This is a genomic window from Streptomyces sp. NBC_00454 (assembly GCF_041434015.1).
GTDB lineage: Bacteria > Actinomycetota > Actinomycetes > Streptomycetales > Streptomycetaceae > Streptomyces.
The window spans coordinates 6,193,456-6,209,268 of record NZ_CP107907.1 but is presented as its reverse complement, the minus strand read 5'-3'; the positions used below and the strand labels follow the sequence as shown (position 1 = coordinate 6,209,268).

Here is a 15,813-nt window from a genome sequence, read left to right as displayed (position 1 = left end):
GGCGGTCCGCGGTCAGCGGTCCGCCGGTCCTTCCCCCCAGGGGAGGTCTCAGGCGAGTCCGGCCACCAGATCGGCGACGGACTTGCGGCGCCCGGTGTAGAAGGGCACCTCTTCACGGACATGCATGCGGGCCTCGGAGGCGCGCAGGTGGCGCATGAGGTCGACGATGCGGTACAGCTCGTCGGCCTCGAAGGCCAGCAGCCACTCGTAGTCGCCCAGCGAGAAGGAGGCGACGGTGTTGGCGCGCACGTCGGGGTAGCCGCGGGCCATCATGCCGTGGTCCTTGAGCATGCGGCGACGGTCCTCGTCGGGCAGCAGGTACCAGTCGTAGCTGCGCACGAAGGGGTACACGCTGACGTAGTCGCGCGGGGTCTCGTCGGCCAGGAAGGCCGGGATGTGCGACTTGTTGAACTCGGCCGGGCGGTGCAGGGCCATGTTCGACCACACCGGCTCCAGGGCGCGGCCCAGCTTGGTGCGGCGGAACAGGTTGTAGGCGCTCTGCAGCTCGTCGGAGGTCTCCGCGTGCCACCAGATCATGACGTCGGCGTCGGCGCGCAGGCCGGAGACGTCATAGGTGCCGCGGACGGTGATGTCCTTGGCGCCCAGCTGGTCGAACAGTTCCTGGACCTCGTCGGCATAGCCGCTGCGGTCCTCGGGCAGAACGTCCTTCAGCTTGAAGACGGACCACAGGGTGTAGCGGATGACCTCGTTGAGGTCCTTCGCCTTCTTCCCCGCGTTGGGAATCTTCTCTGGTGCAGTCATGTGTCTATTGTCCCGTGTGCTGATCAGTGGTCTGTGCCAGGGGTGCCCAACCGGCCCCCAACGTGGCGATCACCACGTCCGCCGCCTTGCCTGCACTGGCGATGCACGCCGGGATCCCCACCCCGTCGTAGAGCGCACCGCACACCGCGAGGCCCGGCAGCGCCGCCACGGCGCCACGGATCCGGGCCACCCGGTCCAGGTGGCCGACGGGGTACTGGGGCAGGCCGGCGTCCCAGCGGGTGACGGTGGAGGCGACCGGGCGGGCGGTGCCCGCCAGCCCCACGGCCGCGCCGAGATCGGCGAGCGAGATCTCGACCAGTTCCTCGTCGGAGCGCGTCAGGACGGCCTCGTCGCCGTGGCGGCCGACGGAGGTGCGCAGCAGGAACAGCTCGGGATCGGTCCCGGCCCAGGCCCACTTGTTGCTGGAGAAGGTGGACGCCTTGATCGTCCGGCCGTCCACCGGGGGTACGAGGAAACCGCTCGCGCCGCCGTCGGCGATCGCGGCCGGCAGCTCCGAGCGGCGCAGCGCCATCGTGACCAGGGCCATGGAGGCGTACTCGGCCCCGCGCAGCTCGGCGGCGGCCGCGGGCGCGAGCCGCTCCAGCAGTCGGGCGGCCGGCCCGGCCGGGACGGCCAGGACCACCGCGTCGGCCTCGATGACCTCGGCCCCGTCCGGGGTGTCGGCGACCACCCGCCAGCCGGTGGCGGTACGGGTCAACTCGCGCGCGGGGGCGTCGAGGAGGATCCGGGCTCCGGCCGCCCGGCAGGCCTCGGCGACCGCGAGCGGGAGCCGCCCGATGCCGCCGTCGATGCCGGAGAACACCGGCCCGGCCGCTCCGGGCTGCGCCTGGGCCGCCCGGCGCTGCAGTTCCCGTACGCCCTCGCCCAGTGAGGCGTGCGTGCGGGCGGCCTCGAAGAGCTGGGGCACGGCGGCGCGCATCGAGATGCGGTAGGCGTTGCCCGCGTAGACCCCGCCGAGGAGCGGTTCCACGAGCCGGTCGACGACCTCGTGGCCGAAGCGGGCGGCCACGTACTCGCCGATGGCCACGTCCTCGCCGAGCTCCGCGGGGGCCAGTCCGGCCTCGGCCTCGATCCGGGCCAGGCCCTCGGCGGAGAGCACTCCGGACGCGGCGAGCGGGGCCAGGTCGCCGGGGACGCCCATGACGTGGCCGCGCGGCATGGGCCGCAGCTCGCCCCGGGTCCACACGTGCGCGGTGGCGGTGGCGGGCGGCTGCAGGGCCTCGCCGAGGCCCACGGCGCGGGCCAGTTCCAGGGCTTCGGGGCGGCGGGCGAGCACGGATTCGGCGCCGAGGTCCACGGGCAGGCCGGCCAGTTCCCCCGCGCGCAGCTTGCCGCCGAGGCGCGGTCCGGCTTCCAGGAGGGTGACGCGGACCCCGTCGGCGAGCAGGCGGTGGGCGGCCGCGAGGCCGGCGATGCCGCCGCCGATGACGAGGGCGTGCCCGGTCCGGTCGGGCCGGCCGGTCCCCCGCTCGGTACGTCCGTCCGTACCTCCGTCCGTACGCCTGTCCGTACGCGTGTCCGCTTCGTGCATGGACACATCGTCTCAGACCGCGCATCGGCCGATCACCGAGGCCTGACCGTGACCGCTTCGGCATCACCTCGGGACCGCGGGTGCGAAACCCGCGGCGGGACCCTGGACGTCACACCCGTGACATCCGTGCGGCAGCCCACGCGCAGCCCATTCCCCGGGGGGACTCGACGATGCACATCCAGTACGGAAGACGGCCCGGAGCACGACGGTACGCAGAACGGCGGTACGGAGCACGACCGTACGGCCGGCGGTCCGCGACGGCCCTGGCCGCGCTCTCGCTGGCGGGGGCCCTCGCCCTCACCGGCTGCGCCGCCGAGGCGGGCGGCAAGGCGGCGGACAAGGGGGCGCAGGCGGCGGCTCCCCAGCAGGAGGGCGCCGCGGGGAAGGCCGACGCAGCCGCCCCGGGCGCACCAGCCCCTTCCGCAGCCGACAAGAACCAGTCGCAGGCCCCGGCCGTGCGCGCGCAGATCATCCGGACGGCGACCCTGAGCGTGGAGACGGCGGACGCCCAGAAGGCGACGGCCGGTGCCCGGACGGCGGCGGAGAACGCGGGCGGGTACGTGGGCGCCGAGACCACCAAACGCGGTTCCGACGGGGTGGTGACCTCGACCGTGACCCTGCGGGTGCCCGGGGACCGGTTCGACGCGGTGCTCGGCGCGATGGAGGGCAGCGGAAAGCTGCTCGACCGCAAGGTCGAGGCACAGGACGTGACGCAGAAGGTCACGGACGTGGACAGCCGGGTCAAGACGCAGCAGGCGAGCGTGGCCCGGGTGCGCGACATGATGGAGAAGGCTTCGGGGCTCAGCGAGGTCGTCACCCTGGAGGCCGAGCTCAGCAAGCGCCAGTCCGATCTGGAGTCGCTGATGGCGCAGCAGACGGCGCTGAAGGACCAGACCTCGCTCGGCACGATCACGCTGACGTTCTCGGAGCCGAAGAAGCCGGCGGCACAGGAGCCGAAGAAGCCGGAACCGGGCTTCCTCGACGCCCTGGTCGGCGGGTGGGCCGTGTTCGCGACCGTGATCAGGTACCTGCTGATGGCGCTCGCGGCGGCCTCCCCGTTCCTGCTGAGCGGCGGGTTCCTGCTGCTCTGCTTCCGGCAGTACCGCAAGTGGCGGCCTGCGAAGCAGAAGCCCGACCTTCCCGCGCGGCGGCTTCCCGCGCAGACCGGGCCGATGTGGCCGGCACCCACGCCCCCGGCCGGCGGTCCCGCGCAGCCCACGGAACCGGCGACCCCTCCGGCGGACGTCCGGGACTGAACACCCGTACGCCCGTAGCGTGGTCCCCGCAGGCATCGGCGGTGGGGAAGGACGGTACGGGCGCATGGCGAACGGCAGGGAGCGTCTGGTGGTGATCGGGGGTGACGCGGCGGGCATGTCCGCCGCGTCACAGGCCCGCCGGCTCAAGGGCCCCGCGGAGCTGGAGATCATCGCGTTCGAGCGGGGGCACTTCACCTCGTACTCCGCGTGCGGGATCCCGTACTGGATCGGCGGGCAGGTGGCCGGGCGGGACGAGCTGATCGCCCGGACCCCCGAGGAGCACCGCGCCCGGGACATCGATCTGCGGACCCGCACGGAGGTGGTGGAGCTCGACGTCCCGGGGCGCCGGGTGCGCGCCCGCGAGCTGGATTCGGGCGCCGAGTACTGGACGGCGTACGACAAGCTCGTCCTGGCGACGGGCGCCCGGCCCATCCGGCCCCGGCTGCCCGGCATCGACGCGGCGGGGGTGCACGGCGTCCAGACCCTGGACGACGGGCAGGGCCTGATGGACACCCTGGAACGCACCGTCGGCCGCAGGGCGGTCGTGGTCGGGGCGGGCTACATCGGCGTGGAGATGGCGGAGGCGCTGGTCGGGCGGGGCTTCGAGGTCACCGTGCTGCACCGGGGCGAGCAGCCGATGTCCACGCTGGACCCCGACATGGGCGGCCTGGTGCACAGCGCGATGAACGGGATGGGGATCCGTACGGTCTCCCGCGCCGAGGTGACGAAGATCCTCACGGACCCGGAGGGTCGGGCCTGCGCGGTGGCCACGGCGACCGGTGACGAGTACCCGGCCGACGTGGTGGTCCTGGGCATCGGAGTGGAGCCGCGCACGGAACTGGCCCGCGCGGCGGGCCTGCCGCTGGGCGACTCGGGCGGCCTGCTGACCGACCTCTCGATGCGGGTGCGGGGGCACGAGAACATCTGGTCGGGCGGCGACTGCGTGGAGGTCCTCGACCTGGTGGCGGGCCGCACGCGGCACATCGCGCTGGGCACGCACGCGAACAAGCACGGCCAGGTCATCGGCGCGGGCGTGGGCGGCGGCTACGCGACCTTCCCGGGCGTCGTCGGCACGGCCGTGAGCAAGGTCTGCGACCTGGAGATCGCCCGTACGGGGCTGCGCGAGCGCGACGCGCTGGCGGTCGGCCTGCGCTTCGTCACCGCCACCATCCGCTCGACGAACACGGCGGGCTACTACCCGGGGGCCGAGGAAATGACGGTGAAAATGCTGGCGGAGCGCCGCACGGGCCGCCTGCTGGGCGTCCAGATCGTCGGCGGCGCGGGATCCGCGAAGCGGGTGGACATCGCGGCGGTGGCCTTGACCGCCGGTATGACGGTGGAGCAGGTCGTGTCCCTGGACCTGGGCTACGCCCCGCCGTTCTCTCCCGTGTGGGATCCGGTCCTGGTCGCCGCCCGCAAGGCCGTCTCGGCGGTGCGGGCGGCGGGGGTCTGAGCCCTGCGGGGCTGGTCCCCTACCCGCCCTTCCACCGTTCCCCGGGCTCTGCCCGGACCCGGTCCTCAAACGCCGGACGGGCTGGAAATGCCGCTGCGCGGCATCATCCAGCCCGTCCGGGCAAATCCAGCCCTGTCGGGCCCGCTAGACCGCCGTCCGCGTGTGGACGTAGTCCACCAGGCGGGTCAGCGCGTCCGGCGGGGTCGTCGGGAGGACGCCGTGGCCCAGGTTGAAGATGTGGCCCTCCAGGCCCGCCGCGGCGGCGAGGACCTCGTCGGTCTTGGTGCGGACGGCCTCCTCCGTGGAGAAGAGGACCGCCGGGTCCAGGTTGCCCTGGAGCGCCTTGCCGGGGCCGACGCGGTGCACGGCCTCGTTCAGCGCGACCCGGTAGTCGACGCCCATGACGTCCGCGCCGGCCTCGCCCATCAGGCCGAGGAGCTCGCCGGTGCCCACGCCGAAGTGGATGCGCGGGACCCCGTACGAGGCCACGGACTCCAGGACCTTCGTCGAGGCCGGCATCACCGAGCGGCGGTAGTCCGCCGGGGCGAGCGCGCCGACCCAGGAGTCGAAGAGCTGGATCGCGGAGGCGCCGGCCTCGATCTGGACCTTGAGGAAGGCGGAGGTGATCTCCGCGAGGCGGTCCAGCAGGTCGGCCCACAGCTCCGGGTCCCCGTACATGAGGGCCTTGGTGTGCTCGTGGTTCTTGGACGGGCCGCCCTCGACCAGGTAGCTCGCGAGGGTGAAAGGCGCGCCCGCGAAACCGATCAACGGCGTGGAGCCCAGTTCACTCGTGAGCATGCCGATCGCCTCGGTGACGTACGGGACGTCCTCCGGGGTGAGGTCGCGCAGCTGTGCGAGGTCCTCGCGGCGGCGGATCGGCTGGGCGACGACCGGGCCGACGCCCGGCTTGATGTCCAGGTCGACGCCGATGGCCTTCAGCGGGACCACGATGTCGGAGAAGAAGATCGCCGCGTCCACGTTGTGGCGGCGCACCGGCTGGAGCGTGATCTCGGTGACCAGGTCGGGGCGCATGCAGGATTCCAGCATCTGCGTGCCCTCGCGGACCTTGCGGTACTCGGGGAGCGAGCGTCCCGCCTGCCGCATGAACCACACGGGGGTGTGCGGCACCGGCTCGCGCCGGCACGCCTTGAGGAAGGCGGAATCGTACGTCTGGCTCGGCGTGCCCGTGGGGCGGAGGTTGGCGCTCACGACTCAAATCTTCGCACGTATGAAGAAGTGCCCGGCCCGGCGCGGGTGTGGCTGCGCCGTACGGGCTCTCGTTCCGCCTAGTCTTCCCCGCATGGCTGCGGCTCAGGGACGATTTTCAGATGGCGCTGACGGTACGGACAGCGCGAAGGAGAGCTCCGTCCCGCTCCCGTTCCGGCGGGCGGTCGACGGCTTGAAGAAAGCGAGGCTACGGGCGGGGATCGAGATCGACCCCACCAAGCCGCCACAGAGACTGGCACCGCACGCCTACGCGCTGGAGGCGGCGGTAGTGGACGGGGAGGAGGATCTGGCCGACGGCCGGCTCATCCTCCTGCACGACCCGGCCGGGCACGACGCCTGGCAGGGGACCTTCCGACTGGTGACGCTCGTACGGGCGGAACTGGAGCCGGAGATGGCCGTGGACCCGCTCCTCCCGGAGGTGTGCTGGTCCTGGCTGACGGGGGCGCTGGACGCGCGCGGGCTGACGTACGGGGAGGCGAGCGGGACCGTGACCATGGCCGCCTCGCACTACTTCGGCGGGCTCGGCGAGCGGCGTCCGGCGACGCAGATCGAGATCAGGGCGTCCTGGACGCCGCGCGAGGGCGTGGGCGGGGTGCCCGACACCTCGGCACACCTGGCGGCGTGGTGCGAACTGCTGTGCCAGATCGCGGGGCTGCCACCGGTCGGGCCGACGGAGACGGTGACCGGTGTGGTCTCCCTGCCACAGCGACGCGGCCCGCACCACCCGCAGGGGTAGTACCGCAGGGCTCCACGGGGCCCGTACGGCCGTACGTACACGGCCGTACGGGCCCCCGGCATCCCGCCCGCGCACCGCCCGCCGGGCACCCCCGCAGATGCGATCAAACCGGCACCGGAGTGTCGGAACGGGGCGTCCCTTGTGGGCTTCTGATCACCCTATGATCGATCATGCGTCCGAATTGCCCGAATTGTTACTCACCAAATCGTGATCATTCCCTAAAGCCGGGCGGGTGACGTGCCGAAGGAGTCAGTGACCATCCGCACGGTTCGCACCGGCTCCTCTTCCCCGAGCCGGCCGTCCCGCCACTCCCCCCAGGAGGCCTAGGTGTCCGTTCTTCTCGAGCAGCCCGCAAGCCTGGTCGCCGCCGCCTACCGCCCGAACAAGCCGACGGCCATGGTCGTCGTGGCCGACCCGCGCGTGCGTTCCACCGTGACCCGCCATTTGTGGGCCCTCGGAGTACGCGACGTGATCGAGGCGTCGTCCATCGCGGAGGCCCGCCCACGCATCGGCAGCCCGCGCGACATCTGCGTGGCCGACGTACACCTGCCCGACGGTTCCGGTCTCACCCTGCTCTCCGAGACCCGTGCCGCCGGGTGGCCGAACGGCCTGGCCCTGTCCGCCGCCGACGACATCGGCGCCGTACGCAACGCCCTCGCGGGCGGAGTGAAGGGCTACGTCGTCACCGGCACCCGGACCAACATCGGGCTCCCTTCGCGGCCCGGCGCCGCCCCCATCGGTGCCGCCGCCGCCCGTATGCACCGCCGCCCCCCGGGTGCCCCGAGCCACCCGGGCGGCTACCGAGAGCTCTCCGGCCGCGAGGTCGAGGTCCTGCGCCTCGTCGCGGAGGGCCAGTCCAACAAGGCCATCGGAGTCTCGATGGGCCTGTCCGCCCTGACCGTCAAGTCCCACCTCGCCCGGATCGCCCGCAAGCTGGGCACCGGCGACCGGGCCGGGATGGTCGCCGTCGCCCTGCGCACCGGGATCATCCACTGACCCCGCCGATATCCCCCGGAGGACACCGGGCCAACACCCGGAGAACCCGGGGAAACGCCCACACTTCCCCCTCGCGCCCGTCGCCGGAACGTTCCGGCGACGGGCGCGCCGCATCCACGGATACCCTTGACCGGTGACCGACGCCCAAGAAACCGCAGCAGACCTGCGCACCACCACCGGGGGCGGCCCCCCGGACGACGAGGTTTCGTCCGATGGGCTGCCCGTTCCCCTGCTAGAACCGCGTGAGGGCATTCCCCCGGTGGTCGCCGATGCCGAGGCGCTCGCCGCGGTGGTCGCGGCCTTCGCCGCGGGCACCGGCCCCGTCGCGGTCGACGCCGAGCGCGCCTCCGGCTACCGCTACGGCCAGCGCGCCTACCTCGTACAGCTCCGCCGCGAAGGCGCGGGCTCCGCGCTGATCGACCCGGTGGGCTGTCCCGACCTCTCCGCCCTGGGCGAGGCCCTGTCCGGCACCGAGTGGATCCTGCACGCCGCCACCCAGGACCTGCCGTGCCTGCGCGAAATAGGCATGGCGCCCACCTCCCTCTTCGACACCGAGCTGGCCGGCCGCCTCGCCGGCTTCCCGCGGGTCGGACTCGGCGCGATGGTCGAGAGCGTCCTCGGCTACACGCTGGAGAAGGGGCACTCCGCCGTCGACTGGTCGACCCGTCCGCTCCCCGAGCCGTGGCTGCGCTACGCCGCGCTCGACGTGGAGCTGCTGGTGGACCTGCGCGACGCGCTGGAGAAGGAGCTGGACCGGCAGGGCAAGCTGGAATGGGCCCATCAGGAGTTCGACGCCATCGCCGCCGCACCGCCCGCACCTCCCCGCAAGGACCCGTGGCGCCGTACGTCCGGCATGCACAAGGTGCGCCGGCGCCGGCAGATGGCCGTCGTGCGGGAGCTGTGGGAGTCCCGCGACCGGATCGCGCAGCGACGGGACGTCTCACCGGGCAAGGTGCTCGGTGACGCGGCGATCGTCGAGGCCGCCCTGGCCCTGCCGCTGAACGCGCAGGCCCTCTCCGCCCTGCCCGGCTACGGGCAGCGCATGGGCCGGCGCCAGCTGGACCAGTGGATGGCGGCCGTGGAGCGGGCGAAGGCCCTGCCCGAGAACGAGCTTCCGCAGCCGGGCGCGACCCCGGCCGGCCCGCCGCCGCCGCGCTCCTGGGCGGACAAGGACCCGGCGGCCGCCGCCCGGCTGGCGGCGGCCCGCACGGCCGTGTCGGCGCTCGCGGAGGGCCTGAACCTGCCGCAGGAGAACCTGATCACCCCCGACACGGTCCGCCGGCTGTGCTGGGAGCCTCCGCTGCAGCTGGAGGCCGACGCGGTGGCCGAGGCCCTGACGGGCTACGGGGCCCGCCCGTGGCAGGTCGAACTGGTGACGGACGCCCTGGTCGCGGCCCTGGCCGCAGCCCCGGCCCCGGCCCCGGCCGAGACCGACTGACGCGCGGCGCCCCCCGAAGGAGCCCCCGGCCCCCAGGCCGGGGGCTCCTTCGCGTCCCCGACCGCGCCGCCGCAAGTGTGACCTTCGCCGCTCCTTCCGGAGGGGGTGTGCATGCCGGTTACCGACAAGTAGCATGGGCCGGGTGAGCGGGCGCTCAGGAATGGGCACGCCCCCGCACAGCAGCAGTGCACACCCGCACCTGGAGGAGAGCCAACGTGCCTCGTACCGTCAGGGACGTCGTCTTCGTCGACGGCGTCCGCACCCCGTTCGGCAAGGCGGGCCCGAAGGGCATCTACAACGAGACCCGCGCCGACGATCTCGTAGTGAAGGCCATCCGGGAGCTGCTGCGCCGCAACCCGGAACTGGACCCCGCGAAGATCGACGAGGTCGCCATCGCCGCCACCACGCAGATCGGTGACCAGGGGCTGACCCTCGGCCGTACGGCCGGGATCCTCGCCGGGCTCCCGCAGTCGGTGCCCGGGTACTCCATCGACCGCATGTGCGCCGGTGCGCTCACCGCCGTGACCGCCGTCGCGGGCGGCGTGGCCTTCGGTGCGTACGACGTCGCCCTCGCCGGCGGTGTCGAGCACATGGGCCGCCACCCCATGGGTGAGGGCGTGGACCCCAACCCGCGCTTCGTCTCCGAGAAGCTGGTCGACGAGTCCGCCCTGTTCATGGGCATGACCGCCGAGAACCTGCACGACCGGTACCCGACGATCACCAAGCTGCGCGCCGACGAGTACGCCGTGCGCTCGCAGGAGAAGGCCGCCAAGGCGTACGCCGACGGCAAGATCCAGGCGGACCTGGTCCCGATCTCGGTGCGCAACACCAACCCGGCGGCCGGCGAGACCGGCTGGGGCCTGGTCACCAGCGACGAGCCGATGCGTCCGGGGACCACCCTGGAGAACCTGGCGGGCCTCAAGACCCCGTTCCGGGTCCACGGCAACGTCACCGCGGGCAACGCCGCCGGTCTCAACGACGGTGCCACCGCGGCGATCATCGCCTCCGAGGACTTCGCCCGCGCGAACAACCTCCCGGTCAAGATGCGCCTGGTCGCGTACTCCTTCGCCGGTGTCGAGCCGGAGGTCATGGGCTACGGCCCGATCCCGGCCACCGAGAAGGCCCTCGCCCAGGCCGGTCTGACGATCGAGGACATCGGCCTCTTCGAGGTCAACGAGGCCTTCGCCGTGCAGGTGCTGGCCTTCCTGGAGCACTACGGCATCGCCGATGACGACGCCCGCGTGAACCAGTACGGCGGCGCCATCGCCTTCGGCCACCCGCTCGCCTCCTCCGGCGTGCGCCTGATGACCCAGCTGGCCCGTCAGTTCGAGGAGCAGCCCGAGGTCCGCTACGGCCTGACCACCATGTGCGTCGGCTTCGGCATGGGCGCCACGGTCATCTGGGAGAACCCGCACTTCACCGAGGGAGAGTCCAAGTGAGCACCACCACTGAGCTCCTGAAGGGCGCGGCCGAGCTGTTCCCGGACGAGGTCGTCACCCAGGCGCACGTACGCCACCTGGACCTGCCGTTCGGCGCCGGGCGCTTCGCGCTCGTCACGCTGGACAACGGCCTGGACCACACCAAGCCGACCACCTTCGGCCCGCAGTCCCTCGCCAACCTGAACGCGGCGATCGACCAGGTCGAGCAGGAGGCCCTCGCGGGCTCCATCGTCGGCGCGGGCATCACCGGCAAGCCGTTCATCTTCGCGGTCGGCGCCGACCTCAAGGGTGTCGAGCTGCTCAAGAAGCACGACGAGGCGCTCGCCATCGGCAAGGGCGGCCACGACGTCTTCAAGCGCCTGGCGGCGCTGGCCGTCCCCACCTTCGCGTACTACAACGGCGCGGCGATGGGCGGCGGTGTCGAGGTCGGTCTGCACTGCACCTACCGCACCGTCTCCAAGGCCATCCCGGCGTTCTCCCTGCCCGAGGTCTTCCTCGGCCTGGTTCCCGGCTGGGGCGGCTGCGCCCTGCTGCCGAACCTGATCGGCGCGGACCGCGCGGTCTCGGTGATCATCGAGAACTCGCTGAACCAGAACCGCCAGCTCAAGGGCAAGCAGGTCTTCGAGCTCGGCATCGCCGACGCGCTGTTCGAGGGTGCCGACTTCCTGGAGCAGTCGCTCCTGTGGACCGCCGGCGTGCTGAACGGCACCACCGAGGTCGCCCGCGACGAGATCGACCGCGGCGACGCCTGGGACGCGGCGGTCGCCCGCGGCCGCGCCATCGCCGACTCCAAGGTGCACGGTGCGGCCCCGGCCGCCTACCGCGCGCTGGAGATCATCGAGGCGGCCAAGGACGGCGACCTCCAGAAGGGCTTCGACGCCGAGGACGCGGCCCTGGCCGACCTCATCATGGGCGGCGAACTGCGCTCCGGCATCTACGCCTTCAACCTGGTCCAGAAGCGCGCCAAGCGCCCGGCCGGAGCCCCGGACAAGGCCCTGGCCCGCCCGGTCACCAAGGTCGGCGTCGTCGGCGCTGGCCTGATGGCCTCGCAGCTGGCGCTGCTGTTCCTGCGCCGCCTGGAGGTGCCGGTGGTCCTCACCGACATCGACCAGGAGCGCGTGGACAAGGGCGTGGGCTACGTCCACGCCGAGATCGAGAAGCTGCTCGGCAAGGGCCGCATCAACCAGGACAAGGCCAACCGCCTGACCGCCCTGGTGACGGGCGTCCTGGACAAGGCCGAGGGCTTCGCGGACGCGGACTTCATCATCGAGGCCGTGTTCGAGGAGATGTCGGTCAAGCAGAAGGTGTTCGCGGAGGTCGAGGCGGTCGCCCCGGCGCACGCGATCCTCGCCACCAACACCTCCTCGCTGTCGGTGTCGGAGATGGCCTCCAAGCTCCAGCACCCGGAGCGCGTGGTCGGCTTCCACTTCTTCAACCCGGTCGCGATCCTCCCGCTGCTGGAGATCGTCCGCGGTGAGCAGACCGACGACGCCTCGCTGGCCACGGCCTTCGGCGTCGCGCGCAAGCTGAAGAAGACCGCGGTCCTCACCAAGGACGCCCCGGCGTTCGTCGTGAACCGCATCCTGACCCGCTTCATGGGCGAGATCCAGAACGTCATCGACGAGGGCACCCCGGTGGTCACCGCCGAGAAGGCCATCGAGCCGCTCGGCCTGCCGATGTCCCCGCTGGTGCTGCTGGAGCTCGTGGGCCCGGCGATCGGTCTGCACGTCTCCGAGACCCTGAACCGCGCCTTCCCGGAGCGCTTCACCGTCTCGCCGAACCTCGCCGCCGTCGTCAAGGCCGGCAAGCGCGGGTTCTACGTCTACAAGGCCGAGAACGGCTTCAAGCCGGAGCTCGACCCCGAGGTCGCCGCCCTCCTCGTCCAGGGCGATGTCGTCCTGACCGAGGAGCAGGTCCGCGACCGCGTCCTGGACGCGGTGGCGCAGGAGATCGGCCTGATGCTGGAGGAGGGTGTCGTGGCCGAGGCCCAGGACATCGACCTCTGCCTCATCACGGGCGCCGGCTGGCCCTTCCACCTGGGCGGCGTCACGCCGTACCTGGACCGCGAGGGCGTCTCGGAGCGCGTGAACGGCAAGAAGTTCCTGGCCCCGGGCCTGGCCAGCGTCCCGGTCTGATCCTCCGGCGCACCGGATCGACGATTGCGACTGCCCGTCCGTGGAATCCCCACGGACGGGCAGTCGTCTTTTCGTGAAAGAATCTTCCATCCTGGTGTGACCGCACAGTGAAAAGAAACAAGGCGGGATTCGTTCGGTGGCCCAACTCAACATCTCTCGCCGGACCCTGCTCCTGGGCGGCGGCACCGCCGCCGCGGCCCTGACCGGAGGCCTGTTCGCCGCCCGGTTCTCCGGAGCCGGGTGGATCACGGACCCGGGAGCCGAGCCGGACTCTCCCCTCGTGGGTGCCTTCGACACGAGGACCGACCAGCAACTGCTGGCCCCCACCTCGCTGATGAACACCACCGTGCCGCAGTCCTTCGCCTTCGACGACGCCCGCGGCGACGTGTACGCGGTGCAGCTCGTCCAGGGCGGCCTGCGGCTCCGGGGCGAGGACCGCCAGCTCCCGTCCGACCAGCGCGCCGCGGAAGGGGACATGTGCGTGACCCGGCTGCCCGCACCGGGCACCGGGGACCCGCAGTTCATGTACCTGCGCGGCTTCGGCCACGGAGTCTCGATCGGGGTCCAGCCGCACCGCTCGGGAGTCTGGATCTGGACGGAGTCGGACGCCGATCCCGCGAACGGCTACGGCCGGGCCGTGGCCCGGGTGCCGTTCCGGGAGGGGACCACGCTGGACAGCGCCGACCCCTCGGTGGTCCACCACCGCGTGTCCCCCGGGTCCCAGGCGAACCAGCCGGTGCTCGACATGGCGGGGGGCCGGGTGATGGTCTCGTACTGGCCCGCGGACGATCCCTCCCGGCAGTACTACTCCGTGTACCGGACGGAGGACTTCGTCGCCGGGCGGTACACCGAGCTGTACAAGGTGCGCCAGGTGGGCCGGAAGGACTCCGAGACCTTCCAGGGCTGCGCGCTCTACGGGGACGTCGTCTACCAGCTGGCGGGCAACTCGTACACCGCGAAAAGTGGCGACAACCCCCGCTCACGCGGGGGCAACACCCGGCTGACCGCGATCGATCTGACCACGGGCAGGCCGGCCGGGCGGGCGACCCTGACGGCCGGGCGCGAGCTGCCGTACCGGGAGCCGGAGGGCCTCTCGGTCCGGCTGACGGACCCGCCGCGGCTGTGCGTCGGGTTCGGTACGGGGGAAGCGGGCGGGCGGATGCTGGCGATCCACTCGTTCGGTCACCGCTGACCGGCCGACCCCGCGTCTTCGTACGGGGCCGTCGGATCCCGTCGTCGGATCCGGATCCCGTCGTCCGACCCCGTCGTCGGATCCAGTCGTCAGATCTCGTCGTCGGGCTTCGCGAACGCCGACGCGAGGTCACCCTCGGGCGCGACGACCGTCTTGAAGGGGTCCTGGCGACGCACGTCGATCACGTGCCCGGTCAGCGCCGAGATGAGCACGTCGACCGAGGTCTGGGCGACCGACTCGGAGGTGAGCAGGGAGCCCGCGGGCTCCTCCCCGAACGCCTTGGTCCGCATCGGGGTGCGGGTCCGCTCGGGGTTGACGCAGTTGACGCGGATGCCGTCGGCGGCCCACTCGTCGGCGAGCGCCTGGGTCAGGTTGACCGTGGCGGCCTTCGCGGAGGAGTAGAGGCTGTAGCCGGCCCGGCCGCGGGTGTAGCTGCTGGAGGTGTAGAGGAGCAGCTGGCCACGGGTCCTGGCGAGGTACTGGTGGCTGGCGCGGGCGATGTGGACCGGCGCCAGGTAGTTCACGAGCGTGGCGGTCTCGATGGTCTCGTGGTCGGTCTCGGCGAGCTTTCCGGTGCGCAGCAGGCCCGCGGTGTTGACGACGTAGTCGATCCGGCCGGCCCTGTCGTAGGCCTCGGCGAGGGCCTTCTCCACGTGGGCCGGGTCCTCGACGTAGGTGCCGGTACCGGAGCGGCTGAAGCGGAAGACGCTCGCGCCGTAGGACTCGGCGAAGGCGGCGACATCGGCGCCTATGCCGTAGCTGGCGCCGAAGACGACGAGGCTCTTTCCGGCCAGGGCGGCGCGGTAGGTCGCGTCGTCCCCGTGCGTGGGGGCGGCCTGGTGGGCGAGCTGGAAGAACTTGTCGGCGATGAAGATGTCGACCGGGTGGGTCACCTTCATGTTGTGCTCTTCGCCCTCGACCACGTGGATCGGTACGTCGGGCAGGTAGCGCAGGACGACGGAGCAGTCGTCGGTGGCTTCGAAGTTCGGGTCGCCTGCGGCCACGGCGTAGGCGCGGCGGATGGTGGAGAGCAGGAAGCCCTGGGGGGTCTGCCCGCGGCGCAGCCGGGAGCGGTCCGGGATGTCGGTGATGAACTCCCCGTCGTCGCCGTGGGTGCGGGTGACGATGATGGTGTCGGCGGACGGGATGGCCACGTCCACCGCCTCGTGCTTGTCCAGGGCGCGGACGCAGTCGTCGATGACCCGCTGGGAGAGCAGCGGCCGGACCGCGTCGTGGAAGAGGACCTTGGGGTCGGGCTCGCCCTCGGTGAGGGCGGCGGTGATGGCGTCGATGGCGCGGCAGGTGGTCTCGTTGCGCGTGGAGCCGCCCGCGATGACTCCCGTCACCTTGTCCAGGCCCGCCGCCTCGACGATCCTCTCGACGTCGCCGACGTAGTCGGCGTGCATGACGACGAGGATCTCGTCGACCGCGTCGTTGTTCTGGAAGATCGTGAGCGTGTGCTCGAGGATCGTCCGGCCGGCGATCTTGACGAGCTGCTTGGGGATGGCGAGACCGACCCTCTGACCGGTACCCCCGGCGAGAACCACGGCGATGGTACGGGCGTTGCGGGACAAGTCGACTCCTCGATGGGTAAGACGGTGGAACGGGGCGGGCACCGGCCTGCCCG

General features: G+C 72.1%; 12 protein-coding genes. 8 read left to right on the top strand and 4 right to left on the bottom strand.

Translation table 11 applies throughout. The annotated features are described in order from the left end of the window. Positions 1-48: 48 nt before the first annotated feature. The gene (gene hemQ, locus OHU74_RS28475) at positions 49-762 is read right to left on the bottom strand and encodes a hydrogen peroxide-dependent heme synthase (protein ID WP_371618503.1); all 714 of its coding nucleotides are present in this window, start codon (positions 760-762) and stop codon (positions 49-51) included. 4 nt (positions 763-766) lie between these two features. Beyond that, a complete protein-coding gene (hemG, locus tag OHU74_RS28470) occupies positions 767-2,314 on the bottom strand; it encodes a protoporphyrinogen oxidase (protein ID WP_371618502.1) in 1,548 nt (515 codons plus the stop codon). A 170-nt stretch (positions 2,315-2,484) separates the two neighbouring features. Between hemG and OHU74_RS28465 the strand changes: the two genes are divergently transcribed. Continuing rightward, entirely contained in the window at positions 2,485-3,570 is a 1,086-nt protein-coding gene (locus OHU74_RS28465) for a DUF4349 domain-containing protein (protein ID WP_371618501.1), read from the top strand. 64 nt (positions 3,571-3,634) lie between these two features. Further along, positions 3,635-5,023, top strand: coding sequence for an FAD-dependent oxidoreductase (locus tag OHU74_RS28460; RefSeq protein WP_371618500.1), 1,389 nt, complete (start codon positions 3,635-3,637; stop codon positions 5,021-5,023). Positions 5,024-5,167: 144 nt separating this feature from the next. On the opposite strand, the gene hemE is transcribed toward OHU74_RS28460, so the two are convergent. Next, positions 5,168-6,232 carry a uroporphyrinogen decarboxylase gene (gene hemE / locus OHU74_RS28455; protein WP_371618499.1) on the bottom strand — a complete coding sequence of 355 codons (1,065 nt, stop codon included), beginning with the start codon at positions 6,230-6,232 and terminating at the stop codon, positions 5,168-5,170. Between the two features lie 91 nt (positions 6,233-6,323). On the opposite strand from hemE, the gene OHU74_RS28450 reads away from it, so the two are divergent. From OHU74_RS28450 to OHU74_RS28425, 6 genes are all read left to right on the top strand, one after another. After that, complete coding sequence (locus OHU74_RS28450; RefSeq protein ID WP_330299164.1) at positions 6,324-6,986, top strand: DUF3000 domain-containing protein; 663 nt, start codon at positions 6,324-6,326, stop codon at positions 6,984-6,986. A 327-nt stretch (positions 6,987-7,313) separates the two neighbouring features. Further along, complete coding sequence (locus OHU74_RS28445) at positions 7,314-7,982, top strand: response regulator transcription factor (protein ID WP_330299163.1); 669 nt, start codon at positions 7,314-7,316, stop codon at positions 7,980-7,982. Positions 7,983-8,115: 133 nt separating this feature from the next. Next, positions 8,116-9,420 carry an HRDC domain-containing protein gene (locus OHU74_RS28440; RefSeq protein ID WP_371618498.1) on the top strand — a complete coding sequence of 435 codons (1,305 nt, stop codon included), beginning with the start codon at positions 8,116-8,118 and terminating at the stop codon, positions 9,418-9,420. A 215-nt stretch (positions 9,421-9,635) separates the two neighbouring features. Beyond that, entirely contained in the window at positions 9,636-10,859 is a 1,224-nt protein-coding gene (locus tag OHU74_RS28435; RefSeq protein WP_330299160.1) for an acetyl-CoA C-acyltransferase, read from the top strand. Further along, positions 10,856-12,994 carry a 3-hydroxyacyl-CoA dehydrogenase NAD-binding domain-containing protein gene (locus OHU74_RS28430; protein ID WP_371618497.1) on the top strand — a complete coding sequence of 713 codons (2,139 nt, stop codon included), beginning with the start codon at positions 10,856-10,858 and terminating at the stop codon, positions 12,992-12,994. The genes OHU74_RS28435 and OHU74_RS28430 overlap by 4 nt, the downstream gene beginning before the upstream one ends. A gap of 136 nt (positions 12,995-13,130) precedes the next feature. Then, positions 13,131-14,186, top strand: coding sequence for a signaling protein (locus OHU74_RS28425; protein WP_371618496.1), 1,056 nt, complete (start codon positions 13,131-13,133; stop codon positions 14,184-14,186). A gap of 89 nt (positions 14,187-14,275) precedes the next feature. Here the strand turns inward: OHU74_RS28425 and OHU74_RS28420 are convergent, their stop codons facing one another. After that, the gene (locus tag OHU74_RS28420; protein ID WP_371618495.1) at positions 14,276-15,760 is read right to left on the bottom strand and encodes an SDR family NAD(P)-dependent oxidoreductase; all 1,485 of its coding nucleotides are present in this window, start codon (positions 15,758-15,760) and stop codon (positions 14,276-14,278) included. Between the last annotated feature and the right edge of the window lie 53 nt (positions 15,761-15,813).

What these genes read in the sequence shown, in the direction of transcription:
- hemQ (WP_371618503.1), bottom strand. Translation starts at nt 762, where the DNA reads ATGACTGCACCAGAGAAGATTCCCAACGCGGGGAAGAAGGCGAAGGAC.
- hemG (WP_371618502.1), bottom strand. Translation starts at nt 2,314, where the DNA reads ATGCACGAAGCGGACACGCGTACGGACAGGCGTACGGACGGAGGTACG.
- OHU74_RS28465 (WP_371618501.1), top strand. Translation starts at nt 2,485, where the DNA reads ATGCACATCCAGTACGGAAGACGGCCCGGAGCACGACGGTACGCAGAA.
- OHU74_RS28460 (WP_371618500.1), top strand. Translation starts at nt 3,635, where the DNA reads ATGGCGAACGGCAGGGAGCGTCTGGTGGTGATCGGGGGTGACGCGGCG.
- OHU74_RS28450 (WP_330299164.1), top strand. Translation starts at nt 6,324, where the DNA reads ATGGCTGCGGCTCAGGGACGATTTTCAGATGGCGCTGACGGTACGGAC.